This window comes from Ruminococcus sp. YRD2003, from assembly GCA_900109435.1.
Classification (GTDB): Bacteria; Bacillota; Clostridia; order Oscillospirales; family Ruminococcaceae; genus Ruminococcus; species Ruminococcus flavefaciens_G.
The window spans coordinates 1-20,326 of sequence record FNZT01000021.1 but is presented as its reverse complement, the minus strand read 5'-3'; the positions used below and the strand labels follow the sequence as shown (position 1 = coordinate 20,326).

The 20,326-nt window shown below is 39.3% G+C and carries 22 protein-coding genes; 19 read left to right on the top strand and 3 right to left on the bottom strand.

Features of this window, described 5'->3' with window-relative positions; all coding sequences use genetic code 11:
• Window positions 1-11 precede the first annotated feature (11 nt).
• The 18 genes from BMX22_RS14640 to galE all read left to right on the top strand — a co-directional run bounded on the left by BMX22_RS14640 (window position 12) and on the right by galE (window position 17,443).
• Window positions 12-809: a LicD family protein gene (locus BMX22_RS14640; RefSeq protein WP_074743275.1), complete on the top strand. Its 798-nt coding sequence runs from the start codon at window positions 12-14 to the stop codon at window positions 807-809.
• Window positions 802-1,518, top strand: coding sequence for an IspD/TarI family cytidylyltransferase (locus BMX22_RS14635; RefSeq protein ID WP_074743273.1), 717 nt, complete (start codon window positions 802-804; stop codon window positions 1,516-1,518). The genes BMX22_RS14640 and BMX22_RS14635 overlap by 8 nt, the downstream gene beginning before the upstream one ends.
• A gap of 6 nt (window positions 1,519-1,524) precedes the next feature.
• Window positions 1,525-2,574: an NAD-dependent epimerase/dehydratase family protein gene (locus BMX22_RS14630; protein ID WP_074743271.1), complete on the top strand. Its 1,050-nt coding sequence runs from the start codon at window positions 1,525-1,527 to the stop codon at window positions 2,572-2,574.
• 16 nt (window positions 2,575-2,590) lie between these two features.
• A complete protein-coding gene (locus BMX22_RS14625) occupies window positions 2,591-3,286 on the top strand; it encodes an L-ribulose-5-phosphate 4-epimerase (protein ID WP_074743269.1) in 696 nt (231 codons plus the stop codon).
• A 24-nt stretch (window positions 3,287-3,310) separates the two neighbouring features.
• Complete coding sequence (locus BMX22_RS14620) at window positions 3,311-4,231, top strand: glycosyltransferase family 2 protein (protein ID WP_074743267.1); 921 nt, start codon at window positions 3,311-3,313, stop codon at window positions 4,229-4,231.
• Window positions 4,232-4,263: 32 nt separating this feature from the next.
• The gene (locus BMX22_RS14615) at window positions 4,264-5,415 is read left to right on the top strand and encodes an EpsG family protein (RefSeq protein WP_074743265.1); all 1,152 of its coding nucleotides are present in this window, start codon (window positions 4,264-4,266) and stop codon (window positions 5,413-5,415) included.
• Window positions 5,416-5,431: 16 nt separating this feature from the next.
• Window positions 5,432-6,355 carry an ATP-grasp fold amidoligase family protein gene (locus BMX22_RS14610; RefSeq protein ID WP_074743263.1) on the top strand — a complete coding sequence of 308 codons (924 nt, stop codon included), beginning with the start codon at window positions 5,432-5,434 and terminating at the stop codon, window positions 6,353-6,355.
• A gap of 4 nt (window positions 6,356-6,359) precedes the next feature.
• On the top strand, window positions 6,360-7,871 hold the full coding sequence (locus BMX22_RS14605) for an oligosaccharide flippase family protein (protein ID WP_074743262.1): 1,512 nt from the start codon (window positions 6,360-6,362) through the stop codon (window positions 7,869-7,871).
• A gap of 11 nt (window positions 7,872-7,882) precedes the next feature.
• Window positions 7,883-9,028 carry a sugar-transfer associated ATP-grasp domain-containing protein gene (locus BMX22_RS14600; protein ID WP_177173042.1) on the top strand — a complete coding sequence of 382 codons (1,146 nt, stop codon included), beginning with the start codon at window positions 7,883-7,885 and terminating at the stop codon, window positions 9,026-9,028.
• Window positions 9,029-9,083: 55 nt separating this feature from the next.
• Window positions 9,084-10,133 (top strand): NAD-dependent epimerase/dehydratase family protein, encoded by a 1,050-nt coding sequence (locus tag BMX22_RS14595; RefSeq protein WP_074743259.1) that lies wholly within the window; start codon window positions 9,084-9,086, stop codon window positions 10,131-10,133.
• 2 nt (window positions 10,134-10,135) lie between these two features.
• Complete coding sequence (locus tag BMX22_RS16985; protein ID WP_081349243.1) at window positions 10,136-10,738, top strand: serine O-acetyltransferase; 603 nt, start codon at window positions 10,136-10,138, stop codon at window positions 10,736-10,738.
• Window positions 10,735-11,967 (top strand): nucleotide sugar dehydrogenase, encoded by a 1,233-nt coding sequence (locus BMX22_RS14585; RefSeq protein WP_074743257.1) that lies wholly within the window; start codon window positions 10,735-10,737, stop codon window positions 11,965-11,967. Before BMX22_RS16985 ends, BMX22_RS14585 begins: the two co-directional genes overlap by 4 nt.
• 15 nt (window positions 11,968-11,982) lie before the next feature.
• Window positions 11,983-12,909, top strand: coding sequence for a glycosyltransferase domain-containing protein (locus BMX22_RS14580; protein ID WP_074743255.1), 927 nt, complete (start codon window positions 11,983-11,985; stop codon window positions 12,907-12,909).
• Between the two features lie 20 nt (window positions 12,910-12,929).
• Window positions 12,930-13,817: a glucose-1-phosphate thymidylyltransferase RfbA gene (gene rfbA / locus BMX22_RS14575; protein WP_074743253.1), complete on the top strand. Its 888-nt coding sequence runs from the start codon at window positions 12,930-12,932 to the stop codon at window positions 13,815-13,817.
• Window positions 13,818-13,828: 11 nt separating this feature from the next.
• Window positions 13,829-14,857: a dTDP-glucose 4,6-dehydratase gene (gene rfbB / locus BMX22_RS14570; RefSeq protein ID WP_074743251.1), complete on the top strand. Its 1,029-nt coding sequence runs from the start codon at window positions 13,829-13,831 to the stop codon at window positions 14,855-14,857.
• A gap of 3 nt (window positions 14,858-14,860) precedes the next feature.
• Window positions 14,861-15,748: a dTDP-4-dehydrorhamnose reductase gene (gene rfbD / locus BMX22_RS14565; protein WP_074743250.1), complete on the top strand. Its 888-nt coding sequence runs from the start codon at window positions 14,861-14,863 to the stop codon at window positions 15,746-15,748.
• A gap of 1 nt (window position 15,749) precedes the next feature.
• Window positions 15,750-16,358, top strand: coding sequence for a dTDP-4-dehydrorhamnose 3,5-epimerase (rfbC, locus tag BMX22_RS14560; RefSeq protein ID WP_074743249.1), 609 nt, complete (start codon window positions 15,750-15,752; stop codon window positions 16,356-16,358).
• 62 nt (window positions 16,359-16,420) lie between these two features.
• Window positions 16,421-17,443: a UDP-glucose 4-epimerase GalE gene (gene galE, locus BMX22_RS14555; protein WP_074743247.1), complete on the top strand. Its 1,023-nt coding sequence runs from the start codon at window positions 16,421-16,423 to the stop codon at window positions 17,441-17,443.
• 149 nt (window positions 17,444-17,592) lie between these two features.
• On the opposite strand, the gene tnpC is transcribed toward galE, so the two are convergent.
• From tnpC to tnpA (BMX22_RS14540), 3 genes are all read right to left on the bottom strand, one after another.
• Window positions 17,593-19,104, bottom strand: a complete 1,512-nt coding sequence (gene tnpC, locus BMX22_RS14550) for an IS66 family transposase (RefSeq protein WP_074743246.1) — start codon at window positions 19,102-19,104, stop codon at window positions 17,593-17,595.
• Window positions 19,105-19,187: 83 nt separating this feature from the next.
• Window positions 19,188-19,544, bottom strand: a complete 357-nt coding sequence (gene tnpB, locus BMX22_RS17085) for an IS66 family insertion sequence element accessory protein TnpB (protein ID WP_074743245.1) — start codon at window positions 19,542-19,544, stop codon at window positions 19,188-19,190.
• On the bottom strand, window positions 19,538-19,855 hold the full coding sequence (gene tnpA, locus BMX22_RS14540) for an IS66 family insertion sequence element accessory protein TnpA (RefSeq protein ID WP_074743243.1): 318 nt from the start codon (window positions 19,853-19,855) through the stop codon (window positions 19,538-19,540). Before tnpA (BMX22_RS14540) ends, tnpB begins: the two co-directional genes overlap by 7 nt.
• A 240-nt stretch (window positions 19,856-20,095) precedes the next feature.
• On the opposite strand from tnpA (BMX22_RS14540), the gene tnpA (BMX22_RS14535) reads away from it, so the two are divergent.
• The coding region (tnpA, locus tag BMX22_RS14535; RefSeq protein WP_143055548.1) for an IS200/IS605 family transposase at window positions 20,096-20,326 on the top strand (231 nt) is incomplete at its 3' end.

Genomic DNA, 20,326 nt, shown 5'->3' with positions numbered 1-20,326 from the left:
AGGTGATATATATGAATGATATACAAAAGCTTCAATTAGAAATGCTAGTTAAACTCGATGAAGTGTGTCGCAAGCATGGATTGAGATACTATCTGGCATATGGCACTTGCATCGGGGCTATGAGGCACAACGGTTTTATCCCTTGGGATCATGATGTCGATGTTCTTATGCCTATCGAAGACGCTGTCAGACTGGAAAGATATCAAAAGGAATTTGGCGACTATTTCATTGCAAGTAGAAGAACGGATTCGTCTTTTAAGCTGATAGATATGAGTATAGTCGATACAAAGCACAAGTGTGAAGTAATTAAGGATGGTAGAGTTATTAAGAAGAGAAATGTCAACATGGATATTTACCCATTCTACAATTGCCCGCCAACAAAGGTAGGACTTCTTGCTAATATTATGAGATCACATCTTTATAAGCTACTGGTGGGGGGAATTCCTCAGAATCATGGAAAAGTTGCTGTAATCGCATCAAAGCTATTCATGTTGTTTTTTAGCGAAAAAAACAGAGAACGTGATATTCGTAGGATTGAAAAAAAGCTGAGATATAGAGGTAGAAGTTTTGAAATCGCAGATTATTATGGACTTGATATCACATTCCTTAGTGCGATAACTTACAAGAAAGAGTGGTTTGATAAGCCTAAGGAATTGATTTTTGAGGGATATCATTTTTACGGTCCGACTAATCCACACGCTTATCTAACAAAGCGATATGGTGACTATATGACCCCACCTTCAAAAAGTGCAATATCTGAGGAGGTTGTTATCAAGTTGATTAACGAAGAGGAGAATGAAAATGGCTAATATCGGATTATTAATCGCCGGAGGTTCCGGTAACAGGATGCATCAGGATATACCAAAGCAGTTTTTAACTGTACATGAGCGTCCTGTAATCGTTTACACACTGGAGGCATTCCAGAATCATCCTGAGATAGATGCTATTGCAGTCGTATGTATCGAGGGATGGGATCAGGTGCTTTGGGCTTACGCAAAGCAGTTCAACATCACTAAGCTCAAATATGTTGTTCCGGGCGGAAAAAACGGACAGGATTCTATTCGTAATGGCGTTTATGAGCTTGAAAAGCATTTTGATAAGGACGATATCGTTCTTATTCATGATGCTATTCGTCCTATGGTATCAGCAGAGATAATCTCTGACTGTATAGCTAAAACAAGAAAGTATGGGAATGCAATCACTGTAATTCCTTGTGCTGAAGCAATGATGCAGACGGAGAACGGTGAGGAATCAACAGGAAGCTATCCAAGAGACAACCTCAAGAGAACACAGACACCTCAGGGCTTTACTATCGGAAAGATATGTAATCTTCACAGAAGAGCTCTTGAAGCAGGTATCACAAATTCTGTTGCTTCATGCACTCTTATGATAGAAATGGGCGAGCAAGTTCATTTCTCAGCAGGCTCTGAAAAGAACATCAAGCTTACAACGGTAGAAGATATTGATATATTCAAGGCACTTCTCAAGGCCAAAAGATCAGACTGGTTAAAGGACTAATTGATTATGAGTTTTTATAAAAGCGAAAACTACAAAAAAGATATTGAGATAGCTGTTAAAGCTACAGTAGGACTTGAAAAGCTGTATAATTCTTCTGTTCTTATTGCAGGTGGTTCTGGTCTTATTGGTTCATTTATGGCTGATATGCTTCTTTATGCTAATCAGCATATGAATGCCAACATTACAGTTTACGCAATGGATCTCAGTGCAGAGAGACTTGCAGCAAGGTATGAAGGTATCAACACGGATAAGCTTCATTTTGTTGAGCACAACGTAAATGAACTGCCAGACTTTGATTTTTCTGTAGATTATATAATTCATGCAGCAAGTCCGGCGTTTCCAGCAGCATTTAATAGTGACCCTGTTGGAACTGTTATGAGCAATATACTTGGTACTAAATATCTGCTTGATTACGGTAAAGAGCATGGAACAAAGCGTATGCTCTATATCTCATCAGGAGAAGTTTACGGCCAGGGAGACCTTAGTCTTGAATCTTTTGAAGAATCATATGCAGGCTATGTCGATCCTACATCAGCACGTTCGTGCTATCCAAACGGTAAGAGAACGGCTGAGACGCTTTGTGTTTCATATACAAAGCAGTTTGGAATTGATACAGTAATAGTTAGACCTAGTCACACGTATGGTCCGACTGTTACAAAGGCTGACAATCGTGCAAACGCTCAGTTTGTAAATAAAGGTCTTGCAGGAGAGGATATAGTTCTTAATAGTGCAGGCAATCAGATGCGCTCTTATACTTATCTTGCAGATTCTGCTTCGGCTATTCTTTCTGTTCTTACAAGCGGCGAGAGCGGCAATGCTTATAATATTGCTAATTCAAATTCAAGAACAACAATAGCTGGTTTTGCAAAGGAAGTTGCTGCTCAGACAGGAACAAAGGTTATTTTTGCGGATCCTGATGAAGTAGCGAATGCAGAGATGACTCCTATCGCAAAGCAGGTTCTCAGTAGTAAAAAGCTCGAGGCTCTTGGTTGGAAAGGTCAGTTTACTGTTGAAGAAGGAATACGTCACACGCTGAATATTATGCGTGAACTATAATTAGTAGAGGGATAAAATGTTAGAAAAATTGAAAGAAGAAGTTTGTGCAGCAAATCTTGAACTTGTTGCCAGAGGTGTTGTGATTTACACCTGGGGAAATGTCAGCGGAATTAATCGAGAAAATGGGCTTGTTGTTATCAAGCCCTCAGGTGTTGATTATGTTGGTATGAGTCCTGATGATATGGTAGTCGTTGACCTTATTACAGGTGAAACTGTAGAGGGGAAATGGAAGCCGTCATCAGACACTAAAACTCATCTTGAGTTGTATCGTCAGTTCCCTGAAATAGGCGGAATAACACATACTCATTCTGTGAATGCAGTTGCATATGCACAGGCAGGTGTCGATATTCCCGCACTTGGTACGACTCATGCTGACTATTTCTATGGAGCAATTCCGTGTACTCGTGAGCTTACCAAAGACGAAGTCGAGGAAGATTACGAGCTCAATACAGGCAAGATCATCGTTGAAACTATCAGACAGCGCGGCATAAAGCCACTTGCTGTTCCCGGGATAGTAGTAAAAAATCATGGTCCATTCTCATGGGGCAAAGATGCCAATAGTTCGGTATATCATGCTGTAGTAATGGAAAAGGTAGCAGAAATGGATATTAAAACATTTCTAATTAATCCAGAAGCGGTAATGCAACAGTATATACTTGATAAGCATTATTTGAGGAAACATGGACCAAATGCTTATTATGGGCAGAAATAAAGCTCAGTGAAAGGAATAATGATGATGTCAAATCCGAGAATTGCAGTTATTATGAGTTCTTACAATGGCGAAAAGTTCATTGGGGAGCAGATTGATAGTATTCTTGCACAAAAGGATGTTGATGTAACTCTTTATGTTCGTGATGACGGCTCAACAGACAATACCGTTAACATAGTCAGAAGTTATTTGAATAAAGGAAATGTCAAGCTTATAGTTGATGGCAGAAATTTAAGGCCTGGGTTGAGCTTCCTTACTCTGCTAAAGAAGGTCGTAAAGCAGGAGACTAAGTATGATTATTATGCCTTTGCAGATCAAGACGATATCTGGCTTAGTGAAAAGCTAATAACAGCTGTAAAAACTATAAAAGATTCTGAAAAACCAGCGTTGTACTGCTCAAACCAAATCATTTACAGGAATGGTGTTAGGGAAGGAATGAGGTTTTCTGTTCCACCAGAGATGAGTCTTATTGGTAATATCACCCAAAATGTATTCAGTGGATGTACTATGGTGCTCGATAGAGAATTAGCCGAGATTGTTGTAGAACGTAAAACCCCCAAGCAGGATTTTCTTGTTCCAAGATGTCATGATTCGTGGATATTTCTCATTGCCTGTGTAGAGGGGCAGCCGTTCTATGATCATGATTCATATATACTTTACCGACTGCATGACAATAATGTCGTCGGTGTTAAACATTTGAGTTTGGTGGATAGGTTGCTCCGTTTTAAAAATGGAGGAGTAAAGAACAATCGCAGCAGATCGGCTCAGTATTTACTCGAAGCATACCCTGAACTCGGCTTCACAGATCGACGATATGTTGAGAAAATGGCATATTATCGTTCGAGCATGAAAAAAAAACTATCACTTATTGTTGACAGCAGTATTTGTAAAGGTTCAAAAGAAGGTACTGTTGCCTTTATTCTTAAGGTTATAATGGGTTACATTTAAGGGTACGTCTGTTGCTGTGTGAGGAGGTTCAAGTGATTAGGTTAAAGAAAGAGATGTATCTAAGGAAAATAAAGTATCTGGCTATAGTGTCTCTTGCGGTGTTGTTTTCAATGACATTTCACGTGACTCCATTTGACAATATGGATTTCGTAAGACATTCAAATGTAATGGACTATATCAAGATTACGCACATAAGCCTCCAAAAATTTCTTGAAAATGCGGCGATGCTGAACAAGAATGAGACGAGTTCGGGCACTTATGTTTTCAATGTTATCGAGTACTTTTTTGCTAAGCACTTTTCAAATAACTATACTTTAGTGTGGTTCCTTACCGCTTTAGATTACTCTGCAATTGCATATATTGCTTATGATTATAAAAAAACTCAAGGATATAAATTGTGCGAGGTTTTTTTTGCGGTAATCTTATGTTTTAGCTTTTTACCGTTTGTTCACGTTGTGTCAGGTCTTCGAACGGCTTGTGCAATGTGTCTTACAGCTTTGGGAATATATTTGCTCTATTTCAAAAAAAGCTATTGTATCTCATGTCTGCTTTTTATAGCATCTTCCTTGATTCATTCGCTAATAATCATTCCGTGTGTCGTTGCAATAGCTGTATACTTCTTTCCGTACAAATCAATAGTCACAATGTTTGGCGTAGCATTTCTGTTTGTAAACTCTGCCATTGCTATTATTTCAAGGGTTAATATACCTTTTCTTTCTCTCGTAGTTATAAAATATAAAAGGTATACAGGTGACAGACAGTTTGTTGGATATAAATTTCCTTATTATGGTGCTATACTTTTATGCGTAATCTTTTTGTTTTATTATTTTTACTTTTATACGTTTAAGACGATTAGTAAGAATGCAGATTCCAAGATTGATAACAAGTTGATAAATCTAAATTGCTTTCAAGAAGAAAAGAATAACATGAACAAGGAAAAAATGTATCTGTTCTTTGCAACATATTGTGTTGTTATCATTGGTAATTTTAAAGGTCATGAGTTTGTGCACAGACTTTCATATATGATGGGATGCTTTGCACCGATATTATCTTCTTGTTTATTTGAGAAAAGGGTTGGGGGAGATAAGCCATATGTGGCATTGTTCACCAGGATAATGCTTTATGGACTGCTATTTATCATGATATCGCTGAATATTTTTCATTACTATAGATTTTTTGTGTAAAAAAGGAGTGTATTGAATGATAGGTATAATAAAAGTGTTCAATGTCCTAAAAGATAAGAACAAACGTTTTTTATTTTTAGCTCAAAGAGGGTATTACAATAAAATGGGAGATCGAGACTATATAGAGCGTTTATACGAGGCTAAGTTCGGAAAAAGGATAAATTTGGATTCTCCCCAAACATACAATGAAAAGCTTCAATGGTTAAAGTTGTTTGATCGTCGTCCTGAATACACTACGATGGTTGACAAGTATGCCGTAAAAGAGTATGTTGCTCAAAGAATTGGTGAAAAGTATATTATTCCCACACTTGGAGTATGGGAAAGATTTGAGGATATAAACTTTGAAAAACTGCCAAATAAGTTTGTACTGAAATGTACTCATGATTCAGGAGGACTTGTTATTTGTAAGGATAAGTCGAATTTCGATATTGATGCTGCTAAGGCCAAGATTAATAGAAGTTTGAAAAAAAACTATTATTTATTATGGAGAGAGTGGCCGTACAAGAACGTAAAACCAAGAATTATTGCAGAAAAGTATATGGAAGATAGTGAACCGTCGTGCAAAGGACGACCGATTAATGATTATAAAATCTATACTTTTGGTGGTGTAGCCAAAATGATGATGATAAACAGTGATAGAGGTATTTCAACAAGAGCGGATTACTTTGATAGAGAGTTTAATTGGTTAGACTTTACCTGGGGATATGCTCATGCGGATAAGACCCCAGCTAAGCCTCAAAACTACGAAAAAATGTTTGAATTAGCTGAAAGACTGGCTGAAGGTACACCTGAATTGAGAGTTGATTTTTATGAAGTTGATGGAAAGGTATATTTTGGTGAATTGACCTTTTTTGACGGCAGTGGTTTGGATCGAATCAAACCATTTGAATGGGATTTAAAGATGGGAGAGTGGGTGACTCTTCCCGGAAAGAGGGCGTAATCATTTGAGTAATAATAGAGGAAAAAAGCTTGCACTTAATACGATAACCTCCCTTTCTCTACAAGTGGTTACAGTTATATGCGGATTCATTCTTCCGCGGCTTATCCTCGGCACTTTCGGCTCAGATGTTAATGGGCTTGTTAATTCAATTACACAGTTTCTTGGAGTAATAACACTTCTTGATCTTGGCGTTGGAGCCGTTGTTCAGTCATCTTTATATAAACCATTGGCTGAAAATGACAAGGATTCAATAAGTAAGATATATGTTTCAGCAAATCGTTTTTTCAAACGACTTGCAACAATACTTGTCGTGTATGTAAGTGTTCTTGTTTTTGTTTATCCGTTAATTGTAAACAAAAAATTTGGCTTCCTATTTACTGCTGCTTTGATTGGTGCTATAAGCATAAATACGTTTTCACAATATTATTTTGGTATTGTAAACAGTTTGCTATTAAGCGCAGATCAAAAAGGATATATACAATATACGGCACAGATAGTTGTTCTTGTGATTAATACTATATCTTGTGCAGTTTTAATAAAGATAGGCGCTTCTATTCAAATTGTAAAACTAACAACTTCTATCATTTTTCTATTTAGACCTTTATATCTATTTTTTTATGTTAGGAGTCATTATGATATTGACAAGAAGATCAAATATACTGAAGAGCCTATAAAACAGAAATGGAATGGAATGGCTCAGCATTTTGCAAGTTATATTCTTGGCGGTACAGACAATATCGTTCTTACTCTTTTCTCAACGCTTTCTAATGTTTCAATTTATTCTGTTTATAATCTTTTTATTAACGGTATTTTTATGTTGATAACATCGCTTAGCAATGGCTTTTTTTCGTTTTTTGGTGATATGTGGGCAAAAAACGAAAAAGAAGCACTACGTAAAACATTTATCTTATTTGAGTGGATAACCAATATGTTTTCCATATGGGTTTTTGGAAGTGCCAGTATGGTGATACTCGATTTTGTTAGAACATATACATCCGGGGTGGAGGATGCTAATTATATCCAACCTTGTTTTGCGTTAATCTTGGTAGTAGCGTATTTTGCTCGTAGTCTAAGAATGCCTTATAATTTTATTATTCTTGCAGCTGGACATTATAAACAGACACAAAGCAGTTATATTATTTCGATGATTATGAATATTGTAATTTCTGTTCTATTTGTAAAGTTTTTTGGTTTGGTTGGCGTTGCTATAGGTACATTTGTGGCTATGCTATATCAAACATTATGGATGGCATGGTATAATTATAAATATTTGATTAATCTTGAAGGCAAACGTTTTGCTAAGTTGATGTTTGTTGATATTTTTATAGTAATATGTGGTATTATAGTAGGATTTAATGTAAAGCTTCCTGTAAATGGCTATTTGTCATTATTCTTTAAGGCAATAATTATCGCTGTAGTTTGGTTGATTATATTGGCTTTGTTTAATATAGTTTTCTATAGAAGTGAGGTTAAACAATTACTCTATTTTATAAAAAGAAAGGTAAAAAGGATATGAGTTTAAAACATATGTTACTTATCAAGGCAAATGATTATTGGGATAAATATAGAATTAAAAAAAGACGAAAGGCTGAAATTAATAAGTTTAAAGATCCAAAGAGAATTAAGATTTATTCTAAAATAACGCTTTCATCTGAACAAGAAAAAGAGATTGATGATATATATATAAATAACTATGGTGAAAAGATTCCATATACATGGCATAAACATTTTACTGCGTTTACTGGTGAATTTGATAAATATTATTTCCCAGAATTGCTTTTTATTCCAGAATTAGAGAAGTATTTCAATAATAATAGCCATTATGCTAAAACATTTGAAGACAAAAATGTTTTGAGTTTATTAGCTAGTAGTGCGGATATAATCATGCCCAAGACTATATATTCATGTATTGGGGGGATTATTCAAGATAACAATCATAATATTGTTTCTTCTAATCCTATTTCTGAGTTGAATGGCGAATTTTTTATTAAACCAACAATAGATTCTTGCAGCGGTGTTGGGTGTCAGGTTCTTAAACTCAGTAATGGTGTAGACAATGTTACAGGAAAGTCAGTATTAGATATTGTAGCTGATAAGGGCTTGAATTGGGTTATTCAGGAGCGAGTTAAATGTCATTCGTCAATTGCAAAGATTTACCCTAATAGTGTAAATACATTTCGTATAATGACATATATTTGGAAAGATAAAATCCAACATGTTCCAATTATAATGCGTATAGGGCAAGGCGGAGCTAATGTGGATAATGCACATGCTGGCGGTATGTTTATTGCAGTCGATGATAATGGATCATTACATGAAAAAGCGTTCACAGAATTTAAAAAAGAGTTTAAAAAGCATCCAGATACTGGTCTTATTTATAGTGGATATAAGATAGACTTGGTGCCTAAGGTTATCGAAGCAGCTGAAAAATGCCATTCATTAATTCCACAGATTGGATGTATTAATTGGGACTTTACAATTAATGATGAAGGAAATCCAGTCTTAATAGAGGCAAATATACAAGGTGGAAGTGTATGGCTATTTCAGATGGCACATGGAAAAGGAATATTTGGAGATCTTACTCCTGAGATATTACGTTGGATGAGACATATGAAAAATATTAGCAATGATCAAAGAAGTTATTATAGGTGTGGAAATAATTTTGAAAAATAATGTATTGTTCTTTGTGAATAAATGCTAAAAATGGTATTGAAAGGTTTGAATTTGTATGAATAAAAGGATACTGATTACAGGTTCATCAGGCTTTATCGGCAGTAATCTTGTAATGCGTTTGCTTACGTCAGAAGTAAATTTTCATATTATCGGACTTGATAATATGAACGACTATTATGATGTTTCTTTGAAAGAGTATCGAGTTGCCGAGATTGAAAAACTTGCAAAGAATTCAAAATGTACATGGACAAATATAGTTGGCGATTTAGCTGACAAGTCGCTTATTGACAAAGTATTTGCTGAGTATAAGCCTGATATTGTAGTGAACCTTGCAGCTCAGGCAGGCGTTCGGTATTCAATAACAAATCCTGATGCGTATATAAATTCAAATATCATAGGCTTTTATAACATTCTAGAAGCTTGCCGAAACAATACTGTTGAGCATTTGGTTTATGCTTCATCATCGTCTGTATATGGCGGCAATAAGAAAGTACCTTTCAGTACAGACGACAAAGTTGACAATCCTGTATCTCTCTATGCAGCTACCAAAAAGAGTAACGAATTGCTTGCTCACGCTTACTCCAAGCTATATAATATCCCGTCAACAGGTTTAAGATTTTTTACAGTTTACGGACCTGCCGGACGTCCAGATATGGCGTATTTTGGCTTTACAAATAAGCTGATAAACAATGAAACAATAAAGATTTTCAACTATGGAAACTGCAAGCGCGATTTTACATATGTCGATGATATTGTTGAGGGAATCTATAGAGTAATGCAGAAAGCACCGGAGAAGAAAAATGGTGAGGATGGTTTACCGTTGCCTCCATATGCTGTGTACAACATAGGAGGCGGACACCCTGAAAATCTGCTTGATTTTGTTAGCATACTTCAGGAAGAATTAGTTCGAGCAGGTGTATTACCTTCTGATTATGATTTTGAGGCGCATAAAGAACTTGTTCCGATGCAGCCAGGAGATGTGTCTGTAACATATGCAGATACAACCGCTCTTGAGCGCGATTTTGGATACAGACCTGAAATTGATTTAAGAACGGGACTCCGCAAATTTGCAGAGTGGTATAAAAAATACTATGAGGTGAAATAATAATGTTGCCAGTTGAAAAAAGAATACAAAGTCGTGCTCAATATAAAGAGTGGGTATCTTATGAATTAAAAAAATATCAGAGTTCTAAGTTGAATTTTGTTTTAGAATTGTTTAACATATCTGAAAATGCAATTGGCAGAAAGCATACTAGATTATTACGAAAGACAGAATATTATAAAAACACAGGGAAAAGAATACGGTATAAATTATTAAATATTAGATTAAAAATTTTTCAGAATAAATATTGTTTGCACATTCCTTTAAATTGTTTTGAGAAAGGCTTGAGATTAATGCATGTTGGACCAATTCTTGTAAATCCAAATTGTGCAATCGGTGAAGATTGCTCACTGCATATAAATACCGCCTTGGCTGCTGGTGGAGTGTCAGATGATGCTCCAATTCTTGGAAAAGGATGTGTTGTTGGCGTTGGAGCTGTTTGCTTAGGTGGAATTACTATTGCAGATTACGTAGCTATTGGCGCTAATGCTGTAGTTAATAAAGATGTTTTGGATGAAAACATTGCGATAGCTGGTGCCCCGGCAAAAAAAGTAAGCAATAACGGTTCAAAAGAATGGAATAAGATTAAAAAAGGAGAAAAGCAATGAAAATAGCAGTAGCAGGAACAGGATATGTTGGGCTTTCGATTGCAACATTGCTTGCACAGCATAATACTGTAAAAGCAGTTGATATCATTCCTGAGAAGGTTGAGCTTATCAACAATAAGAAGTCGCCTATACAGGACGATTATATCGAGAAATACCTTGCTGAAAAGGAACTTGATCTTACAGCAACACTTGACGCTGAATCAGCATATAAAGATGCCGATTTTGTAGTAATTGCAGCTCCTACGAATTATGACAGCAAGAAGAACTTCTTTGATACAAGTGCTGTTGAAGCGGTTATCGACCTTGTTATGAAGTATAATCCTAATGCGATAATGGTCATCAAGTCTACTATCCCTGTTGGATATACTAAGTCAATTCGTGAGAGAACAGGCAGTAAGAACATTATTTTCAGTCCTGAGTTTCTTCGCGAGTCTAAGGCGCTTTATGATAACCTTTATCCGAGCCGAATCATTGTCGGTACAGACATGAATGACGAGAGACTTGTAGAAGCAGCTCATACGTTTGCGGGACTTCTTCAGCAGGGAGCCATTAAGGAAGATATTGATACTCTGTTTATGGGATTCACTGAGGCAGAGGCTGTAAAGCTTTTTGCAAATACTTATCTTGCTCTTCGTGTAAGCTACTTTAACGAGCTTGATACATATGCAGAAATGAAAGGACTTGACACACAGCAGATAATCAATGGTGTTTGTCTTGATCCGCGTATCGGTACACACTATAACAACCCTTCGTTTGGTTATGGCGGATACTGTCTGCCAAAGGATACAAAGCAGCTTCTTGCAAACTATGCTGATGTTCCTCAGAATATGATGTCTGCTATCGTTGCTTCAAATAGCACACGAAAGGATTATATTGCCGACAGAGTACTTCAGATTGCTGGATATTATGATGCTAATTCTGATTATGATAAGAGCAAGGAAAAAGAAGTTACTATTGGTGTTTACCGTCTCACGATGAAATCTAATAGTGATAATTTCCGTCAGAGTTCAATTCAGGGCGTAATGAAGCGTGTTAAGGCTAAAGGTGCTAAGGTTATCATTTATGAGCCGACGCTCAATGATGGTGATACATTCTTCGGCAGCCTTGTAGTAAACGACCTTGAGAAGTTTAAGGTTCAGTCTGACGCAGTTATTGCGAACAGATATGATTCTTGTCTCGATGATGTTCAGAATAAGGTTTATACAAGAGATTTATTTAGACGCGATTAGAATATGAGGTTAATGATGTATACAAATAATGAGATATTATTAATTCGTGATTTAGAAAAATGTAACTATGAGTATTTGATTGCCAAAGAGAATGAAAAAAAATATTTGAGAAAGAGTAGGGTGGATTATAAACGGTTTAAATCTTCATTAGGCTTTATAAGACTTAAGCGCAAGTATTTGAAGTTATACAATGTTGATACCTACCCTAGTACAGTCAATGAATTGGGATGGAATAATGAAAAAGCAGATAGGTGCTTGTTTATGCGATTTGATAAGAAAATCGTTGTATATACCTGTATTTCTGGAAAATATGATTGTGGCAGTGAGCCAAGATTTACGCTAAATCCAAATATAACTTATGTAATGTATACGAATCAGAATATCAAATCTGATATTTGGGAAATACGTCCAATTCCTGATTCATTAAGTCATTTGAATGATGTTCAAAAAAATCGATATTTGAAGATGCATCCACATGAATTCTTTGAAGAGTATGATTATTCCATATATATTGATGGAAATGTCCAGGTTATTTCAGATATGTCTGGACTAGTTAATGTGATAGATGATTCTGTTGGATTTGCAATGCATACACATTTTATTAGAGATTGTATTTATCAAGAAGCTGTTGCTTGTCAGACATTAAAAAAGGGAAATGCACAAGGAATAACAGATGACGTAAATAGGTATTTGCGCGAGAGATTTCCCAGACACTTTGGATTGCTTGAATGTACCGTGTTTGCAACTGATTTACACAGCGATGATAGCAAAGAATTATTTGATGAATGGTGGAACGAGTTTCAAATATCAAAATCAAGTCGAGATCAACTATCACTTCCTGTTGTTTTGTGGAGAAATGGAGTCTCAATAGAAAAATGTGGTACTATGGGGAATAATCTGTACCGTAATCCGAAATTTAGAGTTTTATCTCACATAAAATAAATCAAAAAGTGGGGGATAGTATGAAAGGTATAATACTGGCCGGCGGTTCCGGCACAAGACTTTATCCATTGACAATGGTAACATCGAAGCAGTTGCTTCCTGTGTACGACAAGCCAATGGTATATTATCCGCTGTCAACACTCATGTTGGCAGGTATCAAGGATATACTCATTATCTCCACACCTACTGATCTTCCGAACTTCGAGAGACTTCTCGGAGACGGTTCTCAGTATGGTATCAATATGAGCTACAAGGTACAGCCCAGCCCTGATGGGCTGGCTCAGGCGTTCATTCTGGGTGAGGAGTTCATAGGTGATGATGCTTGTGCAATGGTGCTTGGAGACAATATTTTCTACGGTAATGGCTTCGGTACTATTCTACGTACAGCCAAGAAGAATGCAGAAGAGAAAAGCCGTGCAACTGTTTTCGGTTATTATGTTCCCGATCCGGAGCGCTTTGGAGTTGTCGATTTTGACAAGAACGGACATGCACTCTCAATCGAGGAAAAGCCTGCTAATCCTAAGAGTAATTATGCAGTTACAGGTCTTTACTTCTATCCCGCAGGAGTAAGCGCAAGAGCTAATCAGGTCAAGCCTTCCGCTCGCGGCGAGCTTGAAATAACAACTCTCAACGAAATGTATCTCCACGACAGTCTCCTCGATGTTCAGCTTCTTGGACGCGGTTTTGCTTGGCTTGATACAGGCACAATGGACAGCCTTGCAGAAGCTACAAACTTTGTTCAGATGGTTCAGAACCGTCAAGGCATCGAGATTTCGGCTCCTGAGGAAATAGCTTTCATCAACGGATGGATAGACAATGCAAGGCTTATGAAGTCAGCTGAAAAGTACGGAAAATCACCTTATGGCACTCATCTTAAAAAGGTTGCCGAGGGCAAAATAAAGTATTAAGGAGAAAGGCTATGACCATTATCGTAACAGGCGGAGCTGGCTTCATCGGCTCGAATTTCGTGTTTCACATGCTGAACACATATCCCGACTACAGAATCGTATGTCTGGACAAGCTCACATATGCAGGCAATCTTTCAACACTTGCGCCCGTGATGGACAACACGAACTTCCGTTTTGTGAAGCTCGACATCTGCGACCGCGAGGGCGTGTACAAGCTCTTCGAGGAGGAGAAGCCAGATATCGTTGTCAACTTTGCAGCAGAGTCGCACGTTGACCGTTCTATCGAGAATCCTGAGATATTCCTTCAGACGAATATCCTCGGCACACAGGTACTCATGGACGCTTGCCGCAAGTACGGCATCCAGAGATATCATCAGGTATCTACTGACGAGGTTTACGGAGACCTTCCGCTCGACAGACCTGACCTTTTCTTCACAGAGACAACGCCTATCCACACAAGCAGCCCCTACAGTTCGTCCAAGGCTGGCGCTGATCTGCTCGTAATGGCTTATCACCGCACCTATGGTCTGCCTGTGACTATTTCAAGATGTTCCAACAACTACGGACCTTACCACTTCCCTGAGAAGCTTATCCCTCTGATGATTGCAAATGCTCTCGCAGACAAGCCTCTCCCTGTTTACGGCGAAGGTCTGAATGTACGCGACTGGCTCTACGTTGAAGATCATTGCCGCGCAATTGACCTTATCATCCACAAGGGCAAGGTCGGCGAGGTTTACAATGTCGGCGGTCACAACGAGATGAAGAACATCGACATCGTTAAGCTCATCTGCAAGGAGCTCGGCAAGCCCGAGAGCCTCATCACTCATGTTGAGGACAGAAAGGGACACGATATGCGTTACGCTATCGACCCGACAAAGATACACAATGAGCTTGGTTGGCTGCCAGAGACAAAGTTTGAGGACGGCATAAAGAAGACTATCAAGTGGTACCTCGAGAACCGCGAGTGGTGGGAGACCATCATCAGCGGCGAGTATCAGAACTACTACGAGAAGATGTACGGAAACCGTGCAGAGGTGTGATTGATGAAAGCATTCGTAACAGGCGTAGGCGGACAGCTCGGACACGACGTGATGGACGAGCTCGCAAAGCGCGGATATGAGGGCGTTGGCTCCGATATACTGGAGTCCGTACCTACTGATTATCCCTATGTACAGCTCGACATAACCGATGCGGCAGCAGTTGAGAAGGCAATATCTGAGGTAAAGCCTGATGTTGTAGTTCACTGCGCTGCATGGACGGCAGTTGACGCTGCCGAGGACGAGGAGAACCGTCCTAAGGTAAAGGCTATCAACGTTGACGGTACGCAGAATATCGCCAACGTTTGCAAGAAGCTCGGCTGCAAGATGATATACATTTCCACTGATTACGTTTTCAACGGTCAGGGCACTGAGCCGTGGAAGCCAGACTGCAAGGACTATGCTCCGCAGAATGTCTACGGACAGTCAAAGCTCGATGGCGAGCTTGCAGTTGCAAATACGCTTGATAAGTATTTCATCGTGCGTATCGCGTGGGTATTCGGCGTGAACGGTAAGAACTTCATCAAGACCATGGTGAATGTCGGCAAGACTCACGACGAAGTTCGTGTAGTCAGCGACCAGATTGGTACCCCTACATATACGCTCGACCTTTCGAGGCTGCTCGTTGATATGGCTGAGACTGAGAAGTACGGCTATTATCATGCGACAAACGAGGGCGGTTATATCTCATGGTATGACTTCACCGTGGAGATATACAAGCAGGCAGGAATGTCCACAAAGGTAACTCCCGTAACAACGGCAGAGTACGGACTTTCCAAGGCTTCAAGACCGTTCAACAGCAGACTTGACAAGTCAAAGCTCGTTGAGAACGGCTTCAAGCCACTCCCGACATGGCAGGATGCACTTTCACGTTACTTAAAGGAGATTCAGTGATATGGGACAGATAACAGTTGAGAAAAACGTCGGCGGCATCGAGGGACTTTGTGTTATAACTCCCGCAGTTCACGGCGATAACCGCGGCTATTTCATGGAAACATACAGCCAGCGCGATATGGTAGAAGCAGGGATTGATACTGTTTTCGTACAGGATAATCAGTCAGGTTCTACTAAAGGTGTGCTTCGTGGTCTTCATTTTCAAAAGCATTTTCCTCAGACTAAACTAGTTAGAGTGATTCGAGGAATAGTATTTGATGTAGCAGTGGATTTAAGATCAAACAGTAAAACTTTTGGTAAATGGTATGGCGTTGAACTAACTGACGAGAATAAGAAACAGTTTTTAATTCCTAAAGGATTTGCTCACGGATTTTTGGTCCTTTCCGAATTTGCCGAGTTTTGTTATAAGTGTGATGACTTTTATCACCCAAATGATGAGGGTGGTATAGCATGGAATGACCCTGAGATTGGCATTGAGTGGCCTGAGCTTGTTGGCGAATACAACGGCACAGCGAGTGCTGAGAGATACACTCTTGAAGACGGAACGAAGCTCAATCTTTCTGACAAGGATCAGAAGTGGCTTGGTTTCAAGGATACATTTAAGTTTTGATTTTTTGCAGCCTCTGAGAAGAGGCTGTACTTGTTTAAAATAATTGAGAGGAGCACAATAAAATGTCAACAATATTATTAGCAGGTGGAGCAGGCTATATCGGCTCCCACACGGCAGCTGAACTGCTTAATGCCGGATACGATGTTGTTGTAGCGGATAACTACTCAAACAGCTCACCTGAGGCAATCAAGCGAGTTGAGGATATTACAGGAAAAAATGTACCGTTGTACAAGGGCGATGTAAAAGATACAGAAGCACTAAGCAAGATATTTGCGAACAACAAAATCGATGCGGTCATTCACTTTGCTGGACTCAAGGCAGTCGGAGAGTCGGTTCAGAAGCCGATAATGTATTACCGCAACAACATCGACACAACTTTGTCTTTGCTGGAAGTAATGAATGAATATAACGTCAAGAATATTCTTTTCTCATCGAGTGCGACAGTTTATGGTGAGGAGAACAAGGTTCCGTTCGTTGAAACGATGAACCGCGGAGCTTGCAGCAACCCTTATGGCTGGACGAAGTCGATGATGGAGCAGATACTTGAGGACGCAGCAAAGGCTGACAAGGAGCTTTCTGTAATTCTCCTCCGTTACTTCAACCCCATCGGAGCACACGAATCGGGAATGATAGGCGAGGATCCGACAGGTATCCCGAACAACCTCATGCCTTACGTTACACAGGTCGCAGTAGGTAAGCGCGAGTGCCTTACTATTTTTGGCAAGGACTATCCAACTCCTGACGGAACGTGCCAACGCGACTACATTCACGTTGTAGATCTAGCCAAGGGACACGTTAAGGCTATCGATTATATTCTTGCACAGGATAAATGCTGTGAGATATTCAACCTTGGAACTGGCGTTCCTTACAGCGTAACTGAGATAGTAGAGACCTTCGAGCGCGTGAACGGCATCAAGGTCAATCATGTGTACGGTCCGAGACGAGAGGGAGACCTCGCGGAGCTCTACGCCAATGCGGACAAAGCTCTTAAGGTGCTTGGCTGGAAGGCTGAGAAAACTCTCGAAGATATGTGTCGTGATTCATGGAACTGGCAGAAGAACAATCCTAACGGCTATAGAGAATAATGACGAACGCGGGCATATGCCCGCGTTTTTTGTATTATGAAAACCCCCGGCTAGGCCGGGGGTTCAAAAGAGCTTATAGCGTAAGCGTCAAATAAACCGCGTCCCATAAGATATAAAAATATCCTCGCCGATGGCGAGGATAAACTTTATCAATTATTCCATGGCAGAAGTATCGTACCTGCCGGATTTGAAAACAGGTCGGTCAGATACTTTTCAACGTCCATACCGTTAGCCTGAGCTGTTGAAATTATCGAGTACAAAAGGGCGCTGCATTTTGCACCGCGTTCTGTATTATTGAAGAGCCAGTTTTTACGACCTACGGTGAAAGGTCTGATAGCATTTTCAGCTCTGTTGTTATCGATGGGAACATCTCCGTCTTCAAGGAACGTATACAGATATTTCTTTTCATTGAGAGTATATCTGACTGCGTCGACAAGCTTGTTCTTACCGCTGACCCGAAGCTCTTCAGTCCATGCAAAGAAAGCATCAAGTAAAGGCTTGATCTTTACAAGACGCTGCTCATATCTCTCTTCAGCTGTAAGTTCCGTCAGCAGTTTTTCTTCATGATAGATCCTGTTGCAGAAATCTACGCATTTAGCTGCTGCCGATGTTTCGTATGCTGATTTTTCTTTTGGCAGAGCGTTTACCCAATATCTTCTGACATGGGTGAGACAGCCGCATCTCTTTGCCTTTTGCAGTGCATTGTATGCTGCATAACCGTCACATACAAGGAAACCATCAAATTTTCCAAGAAATCTGACTGCATTTTCACTTTTTCTTGTAGGGTGATAATCAAAAATGATATTACTGCGGTCATTGATCTTTCCATTGCAGTATACCCACATTCTTGAGTCGGTCGTTGCTTTTCTGCCTTCTTCGTGCAGCACCTGAAATACTGTTTCATCAGCATGGATGATCTTTTCTGATAACAGCTTTTCTTTCATATTCCGCACTATTGGAGCACACCACTTCTCAGCTGCATAGCATACCCAGTTTGACATAGTTGCTTTAAGTAATGGGATGCCTTTGGATTTGAAGTCTTTCTCCTGCCTGTGCAGTGGTACTGCCTTGCAGAACTTCTCATAAATAATATGAGCGAGGAGCTCAGGAGAACAATAGCTTCCCGGTATCATAAGCTCAGGATGTTCAGCACGTCTGATATTGCATGGTTCTGTGCTTACTTCAGGAGCTGTACCGCACTTGATACACTTGTATACCTTTACTATGTGACGGCGGATATGAAATTTAGCAGGAGTGTATATCAGTTCATCGTATTTATCCTCACCGATCTCCGTCATATCAAAGCCGCATTTATCACATTTAGGAGCGTCTTCTTTATGTAATACTTCTTCGACAGGTAATTCGCTCATCCAGTCGTCATGAGTGCGCTTTTTCTTACGTTTATGCTCAGTAACAGTTGTAGTATTATCAGCAACAGGATCGTTCTTATCATCATTTACAGGAAAGAATGAAAGCTGCGTATCATTTCCCATGATTACAGAAGTTTGTTCAGTTTTTCTTCCGAATACCTGTTTCTTCAGCCATGCAAGCTGTTCCTGCATAAGAGAAAGCTGTTCTTCAAGCACTGTAACTTTATTACGGAGCGCAGCATTTTCCTGAGCCAATGATATATCATTATTTATTGTATTCTGCTCAGACATACTGCACACCGACCTTCGTTTTATGATATATATATATTATACCATAAAACTGCCGAAAAATCAAGAAATATCGCAGAATTTTCTTAATACAATATGCTCGGTTTCCCTTCACGGATTGCTTTAGGCTGTTCTATTTTTAAGCCTTCAAGAAGCCATCGTGTCTGCTGTGGTGTGAGCAGTAAAGCTTCTGTTTCATTACGCGGCCATTGGAATCTTCCGTTGTCAAGACGCTTATACAAAAGCAGAAATCCGTCACCTTCCCATAGAAGTCCTTTAATGCGGTCGCAGCGTCTGCCACAGAACAAAAACAACGCCGTACTATACGGATCAAGCTGTAACTGTGCTTTTATTATCATTGCAAGTCCGTCTATTGAACGCCTCAGATCTGTATACCCTGTGACGATATATACCTGCTTATCTAATGACAGATCATTCAGCATAATTCATGTACTAATGCAAGCAAAGTATCTGCTGAAATATCTGACGGAAGTGATATTTGCAAGCCATTCTTCTCAATACGAATATCAGATGTCGCTCTTGGAACAGCTACAGGCACTATTGCCGGTTCAGATTCCAAACACTGCTCCCGAACTTTACGAAGACGGTAGTAATATGTCTTAATATTGATCCCGTTCTGAGCACAGTACGCTGTTACGGTCATACCACTTTCCTGCTGTGCTTTGATCTGCTCCGTCCATTCCTGCAGCTGTACATCTCGCTTGACAGTGGTAATAGCTGTCGTTGTTTTCAATTCCGTATTCCTCCTATGTCTAATTTAGTCCAGTTTACTCCATAGACTATTTTAGATACTCTAATTTAGTCTATGGAGCTGCTTAGACTTTATTATACACCAGATTCATTCTTTGAGGAATACGTCGTTTATTTGACGCTTACCTTATAGCTATAAGACTTGAAAGAAAAACTCCTTTTGATTACAATATATTTGCGGCTACCAACTGCAAAAGAATAATCAAAAGGAGGTCATCACAAAGTGAATGACATACATAGTTTATCACATTCAAAGTGGAATTGCAAGTATCATATAGTGTTTGCCCCGAAATATCGAAGGAAAGTATTCTACGGGGAAAAGAGGTGTGAGATAGGACAGATGCTGAGGCAACTCTGCAACTGGTACGGAGTAAATCTGCTTGAGGCAGAAGCATGTCCGGATCATATTCATATACTGGTGGAGATTCCACCGAAGCATGCTGTATCATCATTT

What these genes read in the sequence shown, in the direction of transcription:
- BMX22_RS14640 (WP_074743275.1), top strand. Translation starts at nt 12, where the DNA reads ATGAATGATATACAAAAGCTTCAATTAGAAATGCTAGTTAAACTCGAT.
- BMX22_RS14635 (WP_074743273.1), top strand. Translation starts at nt 802, where the DNA reads ATGGCTAATATCGGATTATTAATCGCCGGAGGTTCCGGTAACAGGATG.
- BMX22_RS14630 (WP_074743271.1), top strand. Translation starts at nt 1,525, where the DNA reads ATGAGTTTTTATAAAAGCGAAAACTACAAAAAAGATATTGAGATAGCT.
- BMX22_RS14625 (WP_074743269.1), top strand. Translation starts at nt 2,591, where the DNA reads ATGTTAGAAAAATTGAAAGAAGAAGTTTGTGCAGCAAATCTTGAACTT.
- BMX22_RS14620 (WP_074743267.1), top strand. Translation starts at nt 3,311, where the DNA reads ATGTCAAATCCGAGAATTGCAGTTATTATGAGTTCTTACAATGGCGAA.
- BMX22_RS14610 (WP_074743263.1), top strand. Translation starts at nt 5,432, where the DNA reads ATGATAGGTATAATAAAAGTGTTCAATGTCCTAAAAGATAAGAACAAA.
- BMX22_RS14600 (WP_177173042.1), top strand. Translation starts at nt 7,883, where the DNA reads ATGTTACTTATCAAGGCAAATGATTATTGGGATAAATATAGAATTAAA.
- BMX22_RS14595 (WP_074743259.1), top strand. Translation starts at nt 9,084, where the DNA reads ATGAATAAAAGGATACTGATTACAGGTTCATCAGGCTTTATCGGCAGT.
- BMX22_RS16985 (WP_081349243.1), top strand. Translation starts at nt 10,136, where the DNA reads ATGTTGCCAGTTGAAAAAAGAATACAAAGTCGTGCTCAATATAAAGAG.
- BMX22_RS14585 (WP_074743257.1), top strand. Translation starts at nt 10,735, where the DNA reads ATGAAAATAGCAGTAGCAGGAACAGGATATGTTGGGCTTTCGATTGCA.
- BMX22_RS14580 (WP_074743255.1), top strand. Translation starts at nt 11,983, where the DNA reads ATGTATACAAATAATGAGATATTATTAATTCGTGATTTAGAAAAATGT.
- rfbA (WP_074743253.1), top strand. Translation starts at nt 12,930, where the DNA reads ATGAAAGGTATAATACTGGCCGGCGGTTCCGGCACAAGACTTTATCCA.
- rfbB (WP_074743251.1), top strand. Translation starts at nt 13,829, where the DNA reads ATGACCATTATCGTAACAGGCGGAGCTGGCTTCATCGGCTCGAATTTC.
- rfbD (WP_074743250.1), top strand. Translation starts at nt 14,861, where the DNA reads ATGAAAGCATTCGTAACAGGCGTAGGCGGACAGCTCGGACACGACGTG.
- rfbC (WP_074743249.1), top strand. Translation starts at nt 15,750, where the DNA reads ATGGGACAGATAACAGTTGAGAAAAACGTCGGCGGCATCGAGGGACTT.
- galE (WP_074743247.1), top strand. Translation starts at nt 16,421, where the DNA reads ATGTCAACAATATTATTAGCAGGTGGAGCAGGCTATATCGGCTCCCAC.
- tnpC (WP_074743246.1), bottom strand. Translation starts at nt 19,104, where the DNA reads ATGTCTGAGCAGAATACAATAAATAATGATATATCATTGGCTCAGGAA.
- tnpB (WP_074743245.1), bottom strand. Translation starts at nt 19,544, where the DNA reads ATGCTGAATGATCTGTCATTAGATAAGCAGGTATATATCGTCACAGGG.